Raw genomic sequence first — 18189 nt, 5'->3', positions numbered from 1 at the left:
TTTCAAAATGAAAAACCAATTTCTAAATTTCAATAACATAACCTTTTTATTTAGTTTATTGTTGCTTACTATTAGTTGTAGTAGCGATGACTCAACAACTATAATTGAAGAAGATAAAGAGGACTCAAGCCGATGGATTACTATTGCCGCAGCACAAATGGGAGATAATCCAGGTGACGGAAACGGAGGTACTTTAATTTATGCCTTAAGTAGCCAAGATGCTAAAGATCCAACGGTATCCATCGAGCCTTTTAACAACGGATTTATTGTGCCTTCAAACAGAACTGCTAGATTGCAATCTTCTGAAGATGGTAATACTATATTCAATATTAGTTACGCAGGAGATACTGGTGGTAACTATTCTAAATATACAGTTAACGGTGGTCAAAATTTCACACCTACAGGTTCAGAGGTAAGTATAGCACCTTACGTAGGTACTGCTCCTAGATGGATTAAATTATTTGATGGCGATAAAACAGGAGCTGCAGTATATGTAAATACAGAAGCTGAATTTAATGATAACGGTACCCCAGATGATGCTAGTGATGATACTTATATACGTACAGAGGCTACCATAGGGATTGTTACCTTAGATTTAGAAAACTCTTCTATAAAAAACTTCCAAGAGCATAGTGTTTCTTTATCTACAGAAGAAGAAGCTAATGGATATTATTTCTCTAGAATTGATATGCCAACATTAAATCAAGCTGGTAATAAATTATACATTGGTGGGCGCTTAAGTAAAGTCGATCCTGCTACTGGAGAAATAGATAGTGATTATGAGATTTTAGGCTCTAAAACCATAGTTTTAGATTACCCTTCATTACTAAACCCAACAGTAATTACATCTACAGTAGGACACGGAAATACGAATGGGTACCGCAGTATTAATGCTTTTGAGTACAACGGAAGTGTTTATCAAGCAAACCAAAGCGATCCAGAAGGTTCACACATTTTAAAAATCGATTCAAATAATCAATATGATAATAGCTATGATTTTAATTTAGATGATGCTTTAGGGGTAGAAGGTGCATATATTCTAGCTTGGAGACCAGCAGCAAACGGCAAAGCAGTATTGGCTTATCGTCATGATGGGTCTGCAAATGGTATTGCTGGTGCTCAAGGGTTTTTCGCTCTTGTAGACTTAAATGCTAAAACAGCTGTTAAAATTGATGCTATACCTTATGATCCAGATTTCTACTTATTCCAATACCAAGGTTTTGTTGTTGATGGAAATGAAATATACGTAACACAAGCTCCTGTGGGGCAAAACGGAAATATCTATGTAATTAATACTGAAACTGCCGAAGTAACAAAAGGTGCAGAATTAGTAAATGCAGCAGGAAGCCACTTTATTGGTGCTTTTTAAATTTTCTCAATAAAAATAAATTAATCTCTTTCTGAAAATATTCAGAAAGAGATTTTCTTAATTAAAACAACTATGAAAAAATCACTTATTTTACTGCTGTTGGTGCCAGTTCTACTTTTTGCCCAAAGACCTCAAAGCACTAACGAATTTCATAACAGATCATTTTGGCAAACACAACCCGATGTTGCAGCCGTAAAACAAAAAATAAAAGAAGGTCATGATGCTGTAACACCTAATTTAGCTGCTTTTGATGCTATTTGCTTTGCTATTATGGCTAAAGCCCCTGTAGAAACAATTGAATACTTACTGTCTTTACCAGGAAACGATATTAACAAGTCTACTCATGACGGAAGAAGTTATTTAATGTGGGCTGGTAGTTCTGGTGATTTAGATACCATGAAATTATTAATAAATAAAGGTGCCGACATAAACGTAGTAGGAAGCCATGGTTTTAACTGGTTTACTTTTACTCTAAATGCTGGTCATGACAATACAGATATTTATGATTTAATGGTTGAAAATGGTGTTAATCTAAAAGAAACTAACCGTGCTGGAGCCAATGCCATTTTATTATTAGCACCACATAGCAAAGACGGAAAAATAATAGAGTACTTTCAACAAAAAGGAGTAGATATTCATGCTATAGACAAACAAGAAAATAATATCATGTTTTATGCTGCTAAGGGCGGAAACATAGATTTGATAAAAAAATACATTGCTCTAGGTTTTAACTACAAAAAAAACAATAACCTTGGAGAAAACATAGTACTTTTTGCAAGCCACGGAGGAAGACGCAAAAGCAACCCTTTAGAAGTCTATCAATATTTTGAAAGTTTAGGCTTAGACATGACATTAACAAATAATAATGGTGAAAATGCATTACATAATATTGCCTTAAATACTAAAGATGTAAAGATTATAGATTTTTTTATAGAAAAAAATATTAATATTCAACAAGAAGATAAAGATGGAAATACAGCCTTCTTAAATGCTGCCAAAGGAAATAATTATTTAGCCTTACAAAAGTTAGCTCCATTATATAAAAACATTAACCAACAAAATAAAGAAGGGTTTTCTGCAATAACTTATGCCACGCAACACATGAATTTAGAAGCTTTTAATTTATTAAAAGAAAAAGGTGCTAATATTCAAATAGTAGATGCTCAAGAAAACAATTTATTTTACCATTTATTTAATGCCTATAACAGACGAAACGCTCAACATTTTGAAGCTTTCACAAAAGCTCTAACAACAGCAGGTGTTTCATTTAAAAATGCTTCAAAAACACAATACCCATTACATATAGCTATAAGCAAAGGAGATAAAAAATTAATCCAAAAAGCAATAGCATTAGGTGCAAGCATCAATCAAAAAAACAGCAATGGTTTAACTCCTTTACATTTAGCAGCTATGAAAGCCACCAATGTAGAATTATTGCAACTTTTAATCAATAAAGGAGCCGATAAAAAAGCACTTACCGATTTTGATGAAACTGCTTATGACTTGGCTCAAGAAAATGAGTTACTAAATAATACAGATATTACTTTTTTAAAACAATTTTAAATAAATATACATGAAACTCTATAAATACATGCTTTTCGTAGTATGCCTATCATTCATGGCTTTTACTACATTAAAAAACACAGAACCTAAACCAAAATACAAATGCATGGTTCAGTTAAAAAACTATGAAGGAGAAGGTGCATACGTTGTAGTATCATTAGTAGATAAAAACAACAATTATATTAAAACATTACATGTTTTGGGAGATGATGAGAAATGGTATCCGGACATCCCTTCATGGTGGTCGTTTTTTGAAACCTTAAAAACTAATGATATTGATGCAATAACGGGAGCAACTATTGCTGGAGGAGAACGTTCAATATTTACATTTCAATTAAATGAAAATGATTTAAAAACAGACAATAAATTAAGGTTTGAAACCGCTGTTGAACATCAAGATTATCATGAAAAAGATTTAGAAATTGTATTAGATCACAATAATCTCAAAAATAAATTTGAAGGAACTGGCTACATCCGTTATGTTAGAATTATACCAAACTAATTAAAAAATGCTTAACAAAATATGGAGATACAGTCATTTTTATTTAACTGTATCTTCTTCTTTATTTTTACTTTTAACCACTATTACAGGTGCTTTTTTAGCTTTTGAGCCTATACAGGAAAAAGCACAACCTTATTATATTAAAAATGCTAAAAACATCTCTTTAGCTAAGCTAGTTAATACCCTAAAAAATAATTATGACGAAGTTTTAGATATTGAAATAGATAAAAATTATTTTGTGAAAGCAAATGTTTTTAGCATGGAATCTGATGTGGATGGGCAATTTTACATTAACCCATATAAGGGCAACAAAATTGCTAATATTCCTACTAAAAGTCCTTTTTTTGAATTTTTAACCAATTTCCATCGTTCCTTATTTTTAAAAACCCCTGGGCGTTTGTTTGTTGGAATCACTTGTTTTTTATTGTTTTTAATTGCTATAACAGGCTTGTTACTAGCTATAAAAAGACAAGGTGGTTTTATAAAATTATGCTCAAAAATAATTAACGATAAATCAATACAATACAACCACGTAGCTTTAGGAAGGTGGCTACTAATACCTATTATTATTTTAGCATTATCTGGAACTTATTTGTCTATGGATAGGTTTTCTTTATTACCAGAAAACAAAACTAGTATTACCCATAAAAAATCTGATTCTAAAACTACCATTCCTATTTCAAAATTTCCTGTTTTTAAAAACACTTTATTAAAAGATGTAAGAAAATTAGAATTTCCTTTCACTACAGATGAAGAAGATTATTTCGTTCTTAACCTTCATAACAAAACTCTTAAAATACATCAAAAAACAGGTGAAATAATACAAACAACCTATTATCCTTTCACAAAAATATTAGCAGTACTAAGTTTTAATATACATACAGGTTCAGGAAGTATTATTTGGTCTCTAGTTTTGTTTATAAGCTCTATTTCAATTTTATACTTTATGTATTCTGGTAGTATAATTGCATATAATAGACTGCGCTCTAAAACCAAAAACAAGTTTAAAGCCAACCAATCTAATTTTATAATTTTAGTTGGGTCTGAAAATGGAAGTACAAAAAAATTAGGGAAAATATTACAAAAATCTCTATTAAAAGCAGGCAAAAAAGTATTTATTGATGACTTAAATAACTATACAAACTATTCAAATATTGAACAGCTAATTATAATAACCTCAACCTATGGAGATGGCGAACCGCCAAGCAATGCTAATTTATTTTTAAATAAACTAAAGCAAACCGAAATTAGTAAACCATTTACCTGTCATGTTATTGGTTTAGGCTCTTATTCTTATCCTCAGTTTTGTGAGTTCGCAAAAAAAACTCATAGTCAAATTATATCGAAAGATAAGATTCATGTACCTTCAAAAAACCCAGAATTAATTCACAATCAGAATTACGATCAATTTAGAAATTGGACTTTAAAATGGGCAACTTCCTTGAACTTAAACCTAAATATTCCAACTAAATTAGTTTCAAAAAAACAAAAAGAAACCGTTTTTAAGGTAATCGACAAACAAAATGTTATTGATATGTATGGTGAAACTTTTAAACTCACATTAAAAGCAAAAAAACAAAAAGCTATTATACCCGGAGATTTATTAGGAGTTACACCTTCTAACGAAACCACAGAACGTTTATATTCTGTTGGAAAAAATAGTAATGGCGATATTTTACTATGTGTAAAAAAACATTCTCATGGAGTTTGCTCAAATTATTTAAACCATTTAAACCCTAATCAAGAACTAAAAGTAACTATTAAAAAAAACAAAGCTTTCTATTTACCTAAAAAGAGCAAACAAGTTGTTTTAATTGCTAACGGAACTGGCATTGCACCATTTTTGGGTATGATACATCAAAAAACAAAAGCATCCTTAATATTATATTGGGGGACAAGAACTAAAGCTTCTGAAAAATTATTTAAACCACAAATTTTAGAAGCGATACAAAAAAAACCATTGCAACAATATAACATTGCTCTTTCTAAAGAAGAGACACCTTATAAATATGTTCAAGATTTAATTAAAAGAGATAATAAAAACATAGCAAAAATACTTGCAAGTGGCGGAACAATAATGATTTGTGGCTCTATTGCAATGCGAAATAATACTTTTATTCTTCTAGAAAAAATTTGTCTTAAAAACAATATTAAACCTTTTGATGTGTATATAGATAATGGTCAGATTCTAGAAGATTGCTATTAAAGGTTTATCAATCTAATTATTTTTATTTTAAACTTTAAATTACAGGCAATAAATAATTATAATTTATTTACTCGCTTATTTTTAAAACAAATATTCTTGCATTAACAGGAATTAGTATATTTACGCATGCAAATTCCAAAAGGAAAAAAAATATATTTCGCTTCAGACAACCATTTAGGCGCTCCAACAATGGAAGCCTCTAAGCCACGCGAAAAAAAATTTGTAGCCTGGTTAGACGAAATAAAACACGATGCTGCTGCTATTTTTCTTTTAGGCGATTTGTTCGATTTTTGGTTTGAATACAAAACCGTTGTTCCAAGAGGCTTTACAAGAACACTAGGTAAACTTGCCGAAATATCAGACTCAGGCATTCCAATCCATTACTTTGTAGGTAACCACGATTTATGGATGAATGGCTATTTTGAAGAAGAGCTAAACATACCCGTTTACCATAAACCCAAAGAGTTTACCTTTAATAATAAAACATTTTTTATAGGTCACGGCGATGGCTTAGGCCCTGGAGACAAAGGCTACAAACGCATGAAAAAAGTATTTATAAGCCCGTTCTTTAAATGGCTTTTTAAATGGGGGCATCCAGACATTGGAATGAAAATTGCCCAATATTTATCAGTAAAAAACAAGCTTATTTCTGGTGACGATGATGCAACATTTCTTGGTGAGGATAACGAATGGCTCGTACAATACTGCAAACGCAAGTTAGAAAATAAACATCGAGATTTTTTTGTTTTTGGTCACAGACATTTACCGCTTAACATAGACCTAAACGAGAAATCAAAATACATTAACCTTGGTGATTGGATTCAATACTATACTTATGGTGTTTTTGATGGAGAAAATATAGAGTTGAGAGAATATTAATCAGCTTTCTCATTAGCCTCCATATCTTCTGTTAAGTCCAAATCTCTAAGTACTGAGTTCTTAATTCCTATAACAAATACAGTAATTAAAGTCATGGTGCCTCCAAAAACTACAGCAGCCACAGGTCCCATAAGTTTAGCTGCTACTCCACTTTCAACAGCTCCTAACTCATTAGAAGAACCAACAAACATAGAATTTACAGAAGATACTCGTCCACGCATATCGTCTGGGGTTTTTAATTGTAATATGGTTTGACGAATAATCATAGAGATACCATCGGCAGCCCCACTAATAAATAACATTAAAACACTTACCCAGAAAATAGATGATAAGCCAAAACCAATCATACTTAATCCAAATATAAAAATTGAAACAAGTAGTTTTTTACCTGTGTTTTTACTTATTGGAATATACGTAGTTACAAACATAGTAATGATGCTCCCCAGAGATATTGATGCATTTAAAATACCTAAACCTTGGCTTCCAACCTCTAAAATATCTTGTGCAAAAATCACTAAAATAGCTACAGTACCTCCAAATAAAACTGCAATCATGTCTAAGGTTAAAGCGCCTAGTATCGCTTTATTTTGAAACACAAACCAAATACCCGCTTTTAAACTTTCCTTTACAGATTCGCCAATTTTCTTGTTTAAAATAGGCTTCTTTTTAATTAAAAACGTTAGAAGAAATGATGTTAAAACCAATATAAAAACTACGCATAATGTATTAGCTACACCAATCCAACTTATAAAAAAACCCCCAAATAGAGCCCCTAAAACCGCAGCTGTTTTCCAAGTACTTGTACTCCAAGTTGCTGCATTAGGATATATTCTTTTTGGAACAATTAAAGCAATTAAAGAGAAAATAATAGGTCCAAAAAAAGAACGTAAAAAACCACCAAAAAAAACAAGGGCATAAATAGAATATAAAATTAGTTGTGTAGACCAGCTAGTAACCACTTTATTAGTAGTTAATAAAAATAGTCCTAAACTTATTAAAGAAAAAGCACCTATACAAAGTGCAAAAAGATTTCTTTTTTCTTTTTGGTCTACAATATGACCTGAAAATGGTGCCATAAAAAAAGCTGGAATAAATTCACAAGCTCCTATTAAAGCCAAGCTCCAAGGGTCTTTTGTTAAACTATACACTTGCCACTCAATAACAATAAATTGCATGGACCATCCAAAAACTAGAAACAAGCGTAACAATAAAAAAATATTAAACTCCTTAATTCGTAAGGCTGCGTAAGGGTCGGTTTTTGCCATAATTTACAAGGTAGTCTCCTTATGTTTTTTTATATCTCTTAACTTTAATTGTAAACTTACATTACCACGCCACTCATTTTCATCAATAGAATAAACAGCTCTAAATGGTTTACCTTCAGAAATTTTATCAAATTTATCTCCCATGCTAAAACCAATACCTACCATTCTACTTGTAGAATCTGGTTGAGTTGCTGTTAATCTTAAATGTGTTTTATCTGCACCTACACATTTTCCATAGCCTGTATCTCTTAAATTTTCTGTCAAAAAAACAGGTGTCATGTTACTTGGCCCATATGGTGCAAATTGTTTTAAAATTCTGTAAAATTTAGGAGTAATATCTTTTAAATCAATTTTTACATCAATCTTAATTTCGGGTATTAATAAGTTCCTATCGATAGTTTTAGACACTTCATCTTCAAAAGCTTGCTTAAATGCTTCAAAATTTTCTTTTTCAAGTGTTAAGCCAGCTGCGTATTTATGTCCACCAAATTGATCTATATATTCTTTACAATTTTCTAAGGCATTATAAATATCAAAATCTCTTACCGATCGTGCCGAAGCTGCTAATTTATTACCACTTTTAGTAAAAACTAGTGTAGGTCTGTAATAGGTTTCTGTTAATCGAGAAGCCACAATACCAATAACACCTTTATGCCAATTTTCATGGTAAACAACAGTAGTAATGCGGTTCTGTTCGTTTTGTTCTTCAATTTGTTTAAGAGCTTCTTCTGTAATTCTTTTATCTGTTTCACGTCGGTCTAAATTATACTCATTAATTTCTGCAGCATATCTTCTAGCCATTTCTGGCTCTTCCTCAGTTAATAAAGTTACAGCATAATTACCATGCTTCATACGTCCTGCAGCATTTATTCTGGGTGCTACTATAAAAACAACATCGGTTATAGTAAGTTCTGTTTTTTCAACCTGATCTAAAATAGCTTTAATACCAGATCTTGGGTTGGTATTTATTACCATTAAACCAAAATAAGCTAGTACTCTATTTTCTCCATTTATTGGCACTATATCTGCACCTATTGCAGTAGCTACCAAATCTAGATACTCCGATAAGTCTTCGGCTGTTTTGCCATCTTTTAAAGCCAGAGCTTGAATTAATTTAAAACCAACACCACAGCCACATAATTCTTTAAAGGGATAACTGCAATCATCTTGTTTTGGGTCTAATACGGCAGCTGCCTTTGGTATTTCGTTACCGGGTCTGTGATGATCGCATATAATAAAATCGATACCTAATTTTTTGGCATGAGCAACTTTATCTACAGACTTTATTCCGCAATCTAATGCTATAATTAAAGTAAACTCATTTTCTAAAGCAAAGTTTATTCCTTTATAAGAAATACCATAACCCTCATCATATCTATTTGGAATATATGTATAAACTAAATTGTGTTTAGTTTTAAGATAAGACGACATTAAAGCTACAGCAGTTGTACCATCCACATCATAATCACCATAAACAAGTATGTTTTCTTTATTGGCGATGGCTTTTTCAATTCTTGCAACAGCTTTGTCCATATCTTTCATTAAGAATGGATCGTGCAATTCATCCAAACTCGGTCTAAAAAAAGCTTTTGCTTCTTCAAAAGACTCAATACCTCTTTGAACTAGCATAGTTGCTATTTTAGAGTTTACTTGAAGTGCCTTTTGTAAAGCTTCAACTTTTTCTTTTTGAGGTTCAGGTTTTAAAGTCCAACGCATTGAGAGAGGTGTGAGAGTTTTTAAACAAAAATAAACGGATAATACTCCCCTTTATTTCTTAGAAAAATGAGTTTCTATGGTTAATTCTGAAAACTGACGAAACATTTCCATAACACCACAGTATTTCTCGATAGATAGATCAACTGCCCTTTGGAGTTTCTTTTCATTTAAATCATCGCCATAAAAACGAAAATGCATAGCTACTTTATCGTAATATTTTGGATGTTCTTCTGTTAGATTAGCTTCGGTTTCAATTTCAAAAGAATCTACTTTTAATTTCATTTTTTTTATTAAAGCCGCAACATCTAGACCGGAGCAACCTGCTAAACCAGATAACATTAATGCTTTAGGTCTGTATCCTTCGCCTTTGCCACCGTTTTCTTCTCCTGCATCAATAAATAAGTTGTGCCCAGACGGATTTGTACTTTCAAACCTCATATCTCCTAACCATTTTGTGGTAACCTTTACTGCCATTTCTAATTATTTTTCGTTTCTTGTAAGTATCAAAAATACTACAAAAAAAAGAAAATATGCCATTAGTAACTCCCCTTTCACCTAATCATGACTTAGAAACCAAAGAATTAGCAGAATTTTTTAATGAAACACTAGGTTTTTGCCCTAATTCTGTTTTAACCATGCAACGCAGACCAGCAATAAGTAAAGCCTTTATTAATTTGAATAAAGCGGTTATGGCAAATGAAGGTCGAGTAACCTCTGCATTAAAGCGGATGATTGCCTGGGTATCAAGCAATTCAACAGGTTGTAGATATTGTCAAGCACATGCCATTCGTGCTGCGGAACGTTATGGTGCAGAGCAAGAACAATTAGATAATATTTGGGAGTACCAAACACATCCTGCTTTTAACGAAGCAGAACGTGCTGCCTTAGATTTTTCTTTACAAGCAAGTCAAGTACCAAACGGTGTTGATGAAGCTATTAAAAAGCGCCTTTACGAACATTGGGATGAAGGAGAAATTGTTGAAATGCTTGGTGTTATTTCTTTATTTGGTTATTTAAATAGATGGAATGATAGTATGGGAACCTCAATTGAAGGTGGTGCTGTTGAAAGTGGCGAACAGTATTTAGGAAAACATGGTTGGGAGAAAGGTAAACATGTTTAGATGGTTATACTTTTGAACTAAGGAATAAGAGGGTATGTTTCAAAATTTCTAATAGTTTAGAGTTATAGGAAGTTTTATTCTAGTAGAAGTTTAGATTAAAACTTTCGCGCATTCCAAAATTAAAGTACTAACCAAAATTTTACCCATAAACTTTGTAAAACAGCCTCAAGACATAAATGTTTAAAAAAACATTTTTTACTATATATTTGGTATATCTTCTAAATCAAGTACTTTTTAATCTCAAAAATAAATCCTTTCTATAAATTTAAACAGTAAGATTGTATTATAAATAAACTATGATAGCACCTGAATTCCCTAAAAACGAAAAACAAAGACAAGCAGCTGTAGAAAAATATAAAATTTTAGACACACTACCTGAGGAGAGTTATGATAATATTACTGCTTTGTTGTCTTACATTTGTGATACACCAATATCATTAATAACCCTTTTAGATAACGATCGAAATTTTTTAAAATCTCATTTTGGTGTTCCTTTTAATGAATCGCCTCGCAAAATTTCATTTTGTGGTCATGCTATTAATGCAGAATTTCCCGTTACTATAATTGAAGATGCAAGATTGGATGAGAGATTTATTGATAATCCGTTAGTTAGTGAATACAAAGCTATATTTTATGCAGGTGCACCCTTAGTAGATTCAAATGGTTTTAAGTTAGGAACCTTGTGTGTTTATGATCATAAACCAAGACAATTAACCACACAACAAATTGATGCTTTAGTCGCATTGTCTAAACAAGTTGTTAAATTGTTTGAGCAGCGACTACAAAACCTCAGGCTTCTTAAATATCAAGAAAAACTTAGAAAAAGAAATGAAAATCTTAAAAAGTTTGCTCGGCTTGTATCACATGATTTAAAATCACCATTATCTAATATTATTTCGTTAACAGATCTCTTGGAAGAAGAAAATAAAGGGCTATTAAGTGAAGATTCCTTGCTGTATATAGAATATTTAAAAACCTCTTCAAATTCCTTAAGAGAATATATTGATGGCCTTTTAAAGTATTACAATAGTGATGAATTATTATTAAGAAAACGAGAGCATATTAATACAATATCTTTACTTAAAGAAATAGAAACAATTGCAAACATTGACTCTAACACATCATTAAATTTACACTCAAATGTAGAAACTCTTTTTATTAATAAATCTGCTTTAATGCAAATATTGGTAAACCTTATTACAAATGCCATTAAGTACAATTCAAAACAAAAACCTATTATTGATATACATTTAGAAGAAACTAAAGCACTTTATCAATTTAAAGTAAAGGACAATGGCAATGGTATACCAAACGAACATATTGATAAGATTTTTCAACTTTTTTCTGTTGTTGGGACACTAGATAAATACGGGAATAAAGGAACAGGAATTGGTTTAGCGACTGTTAAAAAAATTATTGATGATCTTAAGGGAAAAATCAGGGTGTCTTCGATTCTTGAAGAAGGTAGTGTATTTACATTTACACTCCCAAAAAAACTTTAAAGCTAATTAAGATTTTAGATTAGATTTTTTAAGGTTTTTCTTAAAACGGGTAAAACTTCATCGTCAAACCAAGGATTCTTTGTCAACCAAAACCGATTGCGTGGCGACGGGTGTGGTAATGGTAAAAATTTAGGTAAGTATTCTTGAAAATTATCAACGGTTTCTGTTAAGGTTTTCTTTGCAGCTTTTCCTAAATAGTACTTTTGGGCATACATACCTATTAAAATAATGAGTTCTACATTTTTAAGCTCATTAAATAAAGGTTTATGCCATTGTGGTGCACATTCTAGTCGTGGTGGTAAATCGCCCGTTTTTCCTTTTCCGGGGTAGCAAAAACCCATTGGGATTATGGCAAATTTAGTTTCATCGTAAAAATCTTCATAAGATACATTAAGCCATTTACGCAATTGCTTACCGCTAGCATCATCCCAAGGAATACCAGATGCATGCACTTTAGTTCCGGGAGCTTGACCAATAATTACAATTTTAGAATCTGGGTGTGCAGAAACCACAGGTCGTGGTCCTAAAGCTAAATGCTCGGCACAAATGGTGCATTGTTTTATATTATCGAGTAAATCTTGCATTTAGTTTTAGCTTTTAGGAACTCCTTGAGAATACAAATTGGAAGCTTTATTTTTTGGTTAAAGGGTTTCCTTTAAAACTCAAACCACCAAAACCTGTATTCATAAAATTTCTAATGTTTTGGTGCCCCGTTCCGTTAGGGTCCTTTAAAACATCATCAAAATAATACTGACCAAAACAAGCTAATGTTTCATCTTTAGATAAGCCTTGCGCTTTAGCAAAAGCAAATAATTTACAAGAACCCGAATTTTGACCTTCGGCATTTTCTAGAGTTCCGTTTTTAAATGCTGTAGGTTTAAATTTGTAATTCTCTTCAATTACGCTCATGGTTTCGGTAAACACTATGGCCGTTTGATCTTCTTTTAATTTTTTCTTGAATGATTCTAAATTCATTTTTATATATTATTTCTACTTACTTTTTCCTCCAACAATTACTACTATCTCGCCTTTTGGAGGTTTGTTTGTATAATACTCTAACACTTCTTTGGCTGTACCTCGAATAGTTTCTTCAAATAGTTTTGTTAATTCTCTCGAAACCGATACTTGTCTTTCTTCTCCAAAATACTCGCAAAAATGCCCTAAGGTTTTTAATAGTTTATGCGGACTTTCGTAAAAAACCATTGTTCTAGTTTCTTCTGCTAAAAGTAATAATCGTGTTTGTCGGCCTTTTTTTACGGGTAAAAAACCTTCAAACACAAACTTATCGTTTGGCAATCCAGAATTTACCAATGCCGGCACAAATGCTGTGGCTCCTGGCAAACAATCAACTTCAATACCGTTTTCAATACAGGCTCGTGATAATAAAAATCCAGGGTCTGAAATGGCTGGCGTTCCCGCATCGCTAATTAGCGCCACCGAAGTTCCGCTCTTTAATTTTTGAATAATATTTTCAACCGTTTTATGCTCATTATGCATGTGGTGCGATTGCATGTGTGTTGAAATTTCGTAATGCTTTAAGAGTTTCCCTGAGGTTCTAGTGTCTTCTGCTAGAATTAAATCGACACTTTTAAGAACTTCAATAGCTCTAAACGTGATGTCTTGCAAATTTCCAATGGGAGTTGGAACTATATATAGTTTACTCATGTGTTAGTGATTGAAATGGTTAGCTTTTGGCGAGGCGCGCATCGAGCCAAAACTATGAATGAAAAGCACGACCGCGCTTTTTCTGCGCGGTAACACCCAAATATTAATTAAATTTTGCTTCTATGATATGCATAAAACGCTCTTCGAACTCCTCTTTTCCTTCCCAATTATTATAATCTGGCTTTACCATTTGCAAAATAAAATTTTTGGCATTAGCATAAGTTACAAACGTATTTAGTTGCGACAAAACTCGATCGTAATCTTCACTTTTGCCATCAAATAAGTGTTTAATAAATGCAATTTTATCGTTTAGTCCAATATTTAATCCGCCACCTTTAAGTTTATCATTCAATGATTTTTTTTCATTTGAAATCCCGTTATGTGATTTAGAAATGGGGTCAAAAATTGGAATATCTTCGAATCCAGCAGTAATATCTTCTAAATTATGTTTTTTTATAGGTTCATTTGGTAAAGTGTCTTCAAAAACAGTATCAATCTCTTCCGTTTCTTCCGGCATATGAGCAACCATATCTTTAATTTTATTCATCACAGGTTCCATAATATCATCATGCTCAACCTCATCAAGATTTATATATATTTTATCTTCAACCTCAATATTATCACTAACCTTATTATTAAAAGCGCTATCTAACATGTCAAAAAATGAAGAATCGCTACCAATAATAGGTAAATCAGCTTCAAAATTTTCTTGTGCAAACTTCAAAACACTTAGTTTCTCATAAAGCACAGAAACTTCGGTATGCATTTTAACAACATCTTCTTTACCCTTTAATTTAAGAATTCTATGTGCTATACTCACAAGTTCAGATTCAAGCTTCTTCTTCATTGTTTATAAATTTTAAATTATTGCACTATTAGACTTTTGTTTTTTAATAAATTTACGCCACCTTTATACAAACGATAAATCACCTTATTTTAGTGTTAAAATTACGAAATGTTTCTTGAAAATACAGTAAATCATAAAGAACAATTTGGATGGATAGAAGTTATTTGTGGCTCTATGTTTTCTGGAAAAACCGAAGAACTTATCCGTAGGCTTAGGCGTGCGCAATTTGCAAGACAAAAAGTTGAGATTTTTAAACCCGCTATTGATGTTCGTTATGATGAGGATATGGTAGTATCTCATGATGCCAATGAAATACGATCAACACCTGTGCCTGCTGCAGCAAATATACCCATTTTAGCAGATGGTTGCGATGTAGTTGGCATTGATGAAGCACAGTTTTTCGATGATGAAATTGTTCGTGTTTGTAACGATTTAGCTAATAAAGGTATTCGTGTAATTGTGGCTGGTTTAGACATGGATTTTAAAGGAAATCCATTTGGCCCAATGCCTAACTTAATGGCAACTGCAGAATATGTTACTAAAGTACATGCCGTTTGTACTCGAACTGGAAATTTAGCGCAATATAGCTATAGAAAAAACCAAAACGAAAATCTTGTTTTACTTGGTGAGGTTAATGAATATGAACCTTTAAGCAGAGCAGCCTATTATAAAGCGATGCTCCGTGATAAGGTAAAAAATATGAAGGTTAATGAAGTTGAAGAAGTAAATTCAAAATCCAAGAACCCCAATGCCTAAAGCACAAGAAACTGTGCTTGAAATAAATTTAAAAGCACTTAAACATAATTTTGAACATTTAAAATCTAAGCTTAAACCCGATACAAAATTTTTGGCGGTAGTAAAAGCTTTTGCTTATGGAAGCGATGCAAGTAAAATTGCAATTTATCTTCAAAATTTAAATGTAAATTATTTTGCAGTTGCATACATTAACGAAGGTATTGCACTTAGAGAAGCTGGGATAACACAACCTATTTTAGTGCTGCATCCACAAACTGTAAATTTTAAATTGCTAATAGAACATTGTTTAGAACCAAGTATTTATAATATTAAAATTTTAAATGAGTTTATTAATATTGCTTCCGCGCAAAATCAATCTAATTATCCTATCCATATAAAATTTAATACCGGCTTAAACCGATTGGGATTTTCTGAAAAAGATGTTAGTAATGTCGTTTCTAAATTAAAATCAACCAAAACAGTAAAAGTGAAGTCTATTTTCTCTCATTTAGCTGCAAGTGAAGATTTAAATGAAAAAGAATTTACATTATACCAAATTGATACTTTTAAACATATAGCTAAAAAATTTATAGATCTAATTGGTTACAAACCCATAATGCATATGTGTAATACTTCTGGCATTTTAAATTATCCTGAAGCACATTTTGATATGGTTAGAAGCGGCATAGGTTTATATGGCTTTGGAAATTCTAAAAAAGAAAACCAAAATTTAAAGCCTATTGGGACATTAAAAACAGTTATATCTCAAATACATACAATTACAAAAGGGGACTCTGTTGGCTATAATCGCTCCTTTAAAAGTAATGGTTTATTAAAAACAGCTACACTTCCTATTGGTCATGCCGATGGTATTGGAAGACAATATGGAAATGGTAAAGGTTTTGTTACTATAAATGGACAGAAAGCACCAATAATTGGAAATGTTTGTATGGATATGATTATGGTGAATATTACAAATATTGACTGCAAAGAAGGTGATGAAGTGATTATTTTTGGCGAAAATCCTACTGCTGAAAATTTAGCCTCTCAAGTCCATACTATTTCGTACGAGCTCATAACCTCCATTTCACAACGTGTTAAACGCATTTTTGTTAGTTAATGTTTTTTGTAAATTGGTGTGACTTTTTTAATTATCTTGGTCTAAATTATATATTTAACCATTAAAACTAATTAAAATGTTAAAAGAATTTAAAGATTTTATCACAGGGGGTAACGTTATCGAATTTGCCGTTGCTGTAATTATGGCTGGTGCAATTGGAGCTGTTGTTACTGGATTTGTTAATAATATAGTAATGCCATTTGTAGGTCACTTTACTGGTGGAACAGATTTTGCAGACAAAAAAATCATCTTAGATGAAGCTGTTGTTGATGCAGCGGGCGTTGTAACTACTCCAGAAAATGCTATTATGTGGGGAAGTTGGGTAAATACAATTATTAACTTATTAATTGTAGGTCTTGTTATGTTCTTAATTGTTAAGGCTTATAACAAAACTAAAAAACCAGCTGAAGAGCCAGCTCCAGCAGGACCTTCTCAAGAAGATTTATTAGGTGAAATTAGAGATTTACTTAAAAAATAACAAATAGTTAAATAAATAACATCTTGTTATTTGTTGTTAAAAAGCCCTCGTTTTTATAAAATGAGGGCTTTTTTTAAATTTTAAAATGGAATAAATACTTAGTTTTGTCCTCACAAAAATTATTAAATCTATAAAAAGATGAGAGTAGCTGTAGTTGGTGCAACTGGAATGGTTGGTGAAGTAATGTTAAAAGTTCTTGCAGAACGTAATTTTCCTGTAACAGAATTAATTCCTGTTGCTTCTGAGCGTTCGGTTGGAAAAACAATAACATACAAAGGAACAGATTATAAAGTTGTTGGTTTACAAACAGCTGTTTCAATGAAACCAGATATTGCCTTATTTTCTGCAGGTGGAAGCACATCGTTAGAATGGGCACCTAAATTTGCAGAAGCTGGTACAACAGTAGTTGATAATTCTTCTGCTTGGAGAATGGATGCAACAAAAAAATTAGTGGTTCCAGAAATTAATGCGAATGAGTTAACTAAAGACGATAAAATTATAGCAAACCCAAATTGTTCAACCATACAATTAGTAATGGCTTTAAATCCGTTACATAAAAAATATAAAATGAAACGTGTTGTGGTTTCTACATATCAATCGGTTTCAGGTACTGGTGTAAAAGCTGTTCGTCAATTAGAGAATGAAATTGCAGGTATTGAAGGAGAAATGGCTTATCCTTATCCTATTGGTAGAAATGCATTACCTCATTGTGATGTTTTTGAAGCTAATGGATACACTAAAGAAGAAATGAAACTAGCCAGAGAACCTCAAAAAATAATGAATGATAGAAGTTTTTCAATCTCTGCTACAGCAGTAAGAATCCCTACTGCTGGTGGGCATTCTGAATCTGTGAATGTAGAATTTGAAAACGATTTTGATTTAGCCGATGTTCGTAAATTATTAAACGAAACTCCTGGAGTTGTTGTTCAAGACAATACAGACACTAATACTTACCCAATGCCTATTTTTGCACATGAAAAAGACGAAGTTTTTGTTGGTAGAATTAGAAGAGACGAAACACAACCAAATACATTAAATATGTGGATTGTTGCAGATAACCTTCGTAAAGGTGCCGCAACTAATACCATTCAAATTGCAGAGTATTTAATCGAGAATAAATTGGTATAATTCCTTTACTCTTAAGATTTTGTTATAAAACTCCTGTGTAAAACTATGCAGGAGTTTTTTTATTTATTTTTAATATTTAAATGTTAAAAAAAC

Annotated in this window: 18 protein-coding genes; 11 read left to right on the top strand and 7 right to left on the bottom strand. The window is 31.9% G+C overall.

Annotated features, from left to right (window positions below):
• Nucleotides 1-7 precede the first annotated feature (7 nt).
• The 5 genes from Q0842_RS00630 (at nucleotide 8) to Q0842_RS00610 (ending at nucleotide 6519) form a co-directional block, all read left to right on the top strand.
• On the top strand, nucleotides 8-1369 hold the full coding sequence (locus tag Q0842_RS00630) for a hypothetical protein (RefSeq protein WP_298492889.1): 1362 nt from the start codon (nucleotides 8-10) through the stop codon (nucleotides 1367-1369).
• 72 nt (nucleotides 1370-1441) lie between these two features.
• Nucleotides 1442-2932, top strand: a complete 1491-nt coding sequence (locus Q0842_RS00625; protein WP_298492886.1) for an ankyrin repeat domain-containing protein — start codon at nucleotides 1442-1444, stop codon at nucleotides 2930-2932.
• A gap of 10 nt (nucleotides 2933-2942) precedes the next feature.
• Nucleotides 2943-3434, top strand: coding sequence for a DUF2271 domain-containing protein (locus Q0842_RS00620; RefSeq protein ID WP_298492883.1), 492 nt, complete (start codon nucleotides 2943-2945; stop codon nucleotides 3432-3434).
• 7 nt (nucleotides 3435-3441) lie between these two features.
• On the top strand, nucleotides 3442-5640 hold the full coding sequence (locus tag Q0842_RS00615; RefSeq protein ID WP_298492880.1) for a PepSY domain-containing protein: 2199 nt from the start codon (nucleotides 3442-3444) through the stop codon (nucleotides 5638-5640).
• 126 nt (nucleotides 5641-5766) lie between these two features.
• Nucleotides 5767-6519: a UDP-2,3-diacylglucosamine diphosphatase gene (locus Q0842_RS00610; RefSeq protein WP_298492877.1), complete on the top strand. Its 753-nt coding sequence runs from the start codon at nucleotides 5767-5769 to the stop codon at nucleotides 6517-6519.
• Here the strand turns inward: Q0842_RS00610 and Q0842_RS00605 are convergent.
• From Q0842_RS00605 to Q0842_RS00595, 3 genes are read right to left on the bottom strand one after another with little or no spacing between them, the layout of a single operon-like run.
• Nucleotides 6516-7784, bottom strand: a complete 1269-nt coding sequence (locus Q0842_RS00605; protein WP_298492874.1) for an MFS transporter — start codon at nucleotides 7782-7784, stop codon at nucleotides 6516-6518. The genes Q0842_RS00610 and Q0842_RS00605 overlap by 4 nt on opposite strands.
• Nucleotides 7785-7787: 3 nt before the next feature.
• Nucleotides 7788-9500, bottom strand: a complete 1713-nt coding sequence (gene recJ, locus Q0842_RS00600) for a single-stranded-DNA-specific exonuclease RecJ (RefSeq protein ID WP_298492871.1) — start codon at nucleotides 9498-9500, stop codon at nucleotides 7788-7790.
• Nucleotides 9501-9551: 51 nt separating this feature from the next.
• Entirely contained in the window at nucleotides 9552-9974 is a 423-nt protein-coding gene (locus Q0842_RS00595) for an OsmC family protein (RefSeq protein ID WP_298492868.1), read from the bottom strand.
• Between the two features lie 56 nt (nucleotides 9975-10030).
• Here Q0842_RS00595 and Q0842_RS00590 point away from each other — a divergent pair, with 56 nt between their 5' ends.
• Nucleotides 10031-10621 (top strand): carboxymuconolactone decarboxylase family protein, encoded by a 591-nt coding sequence (locus Q0842_RS00590; RefSeq protein WP_298492865.1) that lies wholly within the window; start codon nucleotides 10031-10033, stop codon nucleotides 10619-10621.
• A 296-nt stretch (nucleotides 10622-10917) separates the two neighbouring features.
• Nucleotides 10918-12123 (top strand): ATP-binding protein, encoded by a 1206-nt coding sequence (locus Q0842_RS00585; RefSeq protein ID WP_298492862.1) that lies wholly within the window; start codon nucleotides 10918-10920, stop codon nucleotides 12121-12123.
• A 14-nt stretch (nucleotides 12124-12137) separates the two neighbouring features.
• On the opposite strand, the gene Q0842_RS00580 is transcribed toward Q0842_RS00585, so the two are convergent.
• The 4 genes from Q0842_RS00580 to Q0842_RS00565 all read right to left on the bottom strand — a co-directional run bounded on the left by Q0842_RS00580 (nucleotide 12138) and on the right by Q0842_RS00565 (nucleotide 14635).
• Entirely contained in the window at nucleotides 12138-12707 is a 570-nt protein-coding gene (locus tag Q0842_RS00580; protein ID WP_298492857.1) for a uracil-DNA glycosylase family protein, read from the bottom strand.
• Between the two features lie 46 nt (nucleotides 12708-12753).
• The gene (locus Q0842_RS00575) at nucleotides 12754-13098 is read right to left on the bottom strand and encodes a HopJ type III effector protein (RefSeq protein WP_298492855.1); all 345 of its coding nucleotides are present in this window, start codon (nucleotides 13096-13098) and stop codon (nucleotides 12754-12756) included.
• Nucleotides 13099-13113: 15 nt separating this feature from the next.
• Nucleotides 13114-13788 carry a 16S rRNA (cytidine(1402)-2'-O)-methyltransferase gene (rsmI, locus tag Q0842_RS00570; RefSeq protein WP_298492852.1) on the bottom strand — a complete coding sequence of 225 codons (675 nt, stop codon included), beginning with the start codon at nucleotides 13786-13788 and terminating at the stop codon, nucleotides 13114-13116.
• 103 nt (nucleotides 13789-13891) lie between these two features.
• The gene (locus Q0842_RS00565) at nucleotides 13892-14635 is read right to left on the bottom strand and encodes a hypothetical protein (RefSeq protein WP_298492849.1); all 744 of its coding nucleotides are present in this window, start codon (nucleotides 14633-14635) and stop codon (nucleotides 13892-13894) included.
• A gap of 108 nt (nucleotides 14636-14743) precedes the next feature.
• Here Q0842_RS00565 and Q0842_RS00560 point away from each other — a divergent pair, with 108 nt between their 5' ends.
• From Q0842_RS00560 to Q0842_RS00545, 4 genes are all read left to right on the top strand, one after another.
• A complete protein-coding gene (locus Q0842_RS00560) occupies nucleotides 14744-15391 on the top strand; it encodes a thymidine kinase (protein ID WP_298492846.1) in 648 nt (215 codons plus the stop codon).
• Complete coding sequence (gene alr / locus Q0842_RS00555) at nucleotides 15384-16490, top strand: alanine racemase (protein ID WP_298492843.1); 1107 nt, start codon at nucleotides 15384-15386, stop codon at nucleotides 16488-16490. The genes Q0842_RS00560 and alr overlap by 8 nt, the downstream gene beginning before the upstream one ends.
• Nucleotides 16491-16566: 76 nt before the next feature.
• Nucleotides 16567-16968 (top strand): large conductance mechanosensitive channel protein MscL, encoded by a 402-nt coding sequence (gene mscL, locus Q0842_RS00550; RefSeq protein WP_298492840.1) that lies wholly within the window; start codon nucleotides 16567-16569, stop codon nucleotides 16966-16968.
• Nucleotides 16969-17106: 138 nt separating this feature from the next.
• Entirely contained in the window at nucleotides 17107-18096 is a 990-nt protein-coding gene (locus tag Q0842_RS00545) for an aspartate-semialdehyde dehydrogenase (RefSeq protein WP_298492837.1), read from the top strand.
• Nucleotides 18097-18189: the final 93 nt, after the last annotated feature.

Origin of the sequence: uncultured Algibacter sp., assembly GCF_947495675.1 — a bacterium.
In the GTDB taxonomy this organism is placed as follows: domain Bacteria; phylum Bacteroidota; class Bacteroidia; order Flavobacteriales; family Flavobacteriaceae; genus Algibacter_B.
This window is presented reverse-complemented; position numbering and strand designations above follow the sequence as displayed.

Bases quoted from the DNA above. Each gene is read 5' to 3' on its own strand.
- Q0842_RS00630 (WP_298492889.1), top strand. From the start codon at position 8: ATGAAAAACCAATTTCTAAATTTCAATAACATAACCTTTTTATTTAGT.
- Q0842_RS00625 (WP_298492886.1), top strand. From the start codon at position 1,442: ATGAAAAAATCACTTATTTTACTGCTGTTGGTGCCAGTTCTACTTTTT.
- Q0842_RS00620 (WP_298492883.1), top strand. From the start codon at position 2,943: ATGAAACTCTATAAATACATGCTTTTCGTAGTATGCCTATCATTCATG.
- Q0842_RS00615 (WP_298492880.1), top strand. From the start codon at position 3,442: ATGCTTAACAAAATATGGAGATACAGTCATTTTTATTTAACTGTATCT.
- Q0842_RS00610 (WP_298492877.1), top strand. From the start codon at position 5,767: ATGCAAATTCCAAAAGGAAAAAAAATATATTTCGCTTCAGACAACCAT.
- Q0842_RS00605 (WP_298492874.1), bottom strand. From the start codon at position 7,784: ATGGCAAAAACCGACCCTTACGCAGCCTTACGAATTAAGGAGTTTAAT.
- recJ (WP_298492871.1), bottom strand. From the start codon at position 9,500: ATGCGTTGGACTTTAAAACCTGAACCTCAAAAAGAAAAAGTTGAAGCT.
- Q0842_RS00595 (WP_298492868.1), bottom strand. From the start codon at position 9,974: ATGGCAGTAAAGGTTACCACAAAATGGTTAGGAGATATGAGGTTTGAA.
- Q0842_RS00590 (WP_298492865.1), top strand. From the start codon at position 10,031: ATGCCATTAGTAACTCCCCTTTCACCTAATCATGACTTAGAAACCAAA.
- Q0842_RS00585 (WP_298492862.1), top strand. From the start codon at position 10,918: ATGATAGCACCTGAATTCCCTAAAAACGAAAAACAAAGACAAGCAGCT.
- Q0842_RS00580 (WP_298492857.1), bottom strand. From the start codon at position 12,707: ATGCAAGATTTACTCGATAATATAAAACAATGCACCATTTGTGCCGAG.
- Q0842_RS00575 (WP_298492855.1), bottom strand. From the start codon at position 13,098: ATGAATTTAGAATCATTCAAGAAAAAATTAAAAGAAGATCAAACGGCC.
- rsmI (WP_298492852.1), bottom strand. From the start codon at position 13,788: ATGAGTAAACTATATATAGTTCCAACTCCCATTGGAAATTTGCAAGAC.
- Q0842_RS00565 (WP_298492849.1), bottom strand. From the start codon at position 14,635: ATGAAGAAGAAGCTTGAATCTGAACTTGTGAGTATAGCACATAGAATT.
- Q0842_RS00560 (WP_298492846.1), top strand. From the start codon at position 14,744: ATGTTTCTTGAAAATACAGTAAATCATAAAGAACAATTTGGATGGATA.
- alr (WP_298492843.1), top strand. From the start codon at position 15,384: ATGCCTAAAGCACAAGAAACTGTGCTTGAAATAAATTTAAAAGCACTT.
- mscL (WP_298492840.1), top strand. From the start codon at position 16,567: ATGTTAAAAGAATTTAAAGATTTTATCACAGGGGGTAACGTTATCGAA.
- Q0842_RS00545 (WP_298492837.1), top strand. From the start codon at position 17,107: ATGAGAGTAGCTGTAGTTGGTGCAACTGGAATGGTTGGTGAAGTAATG.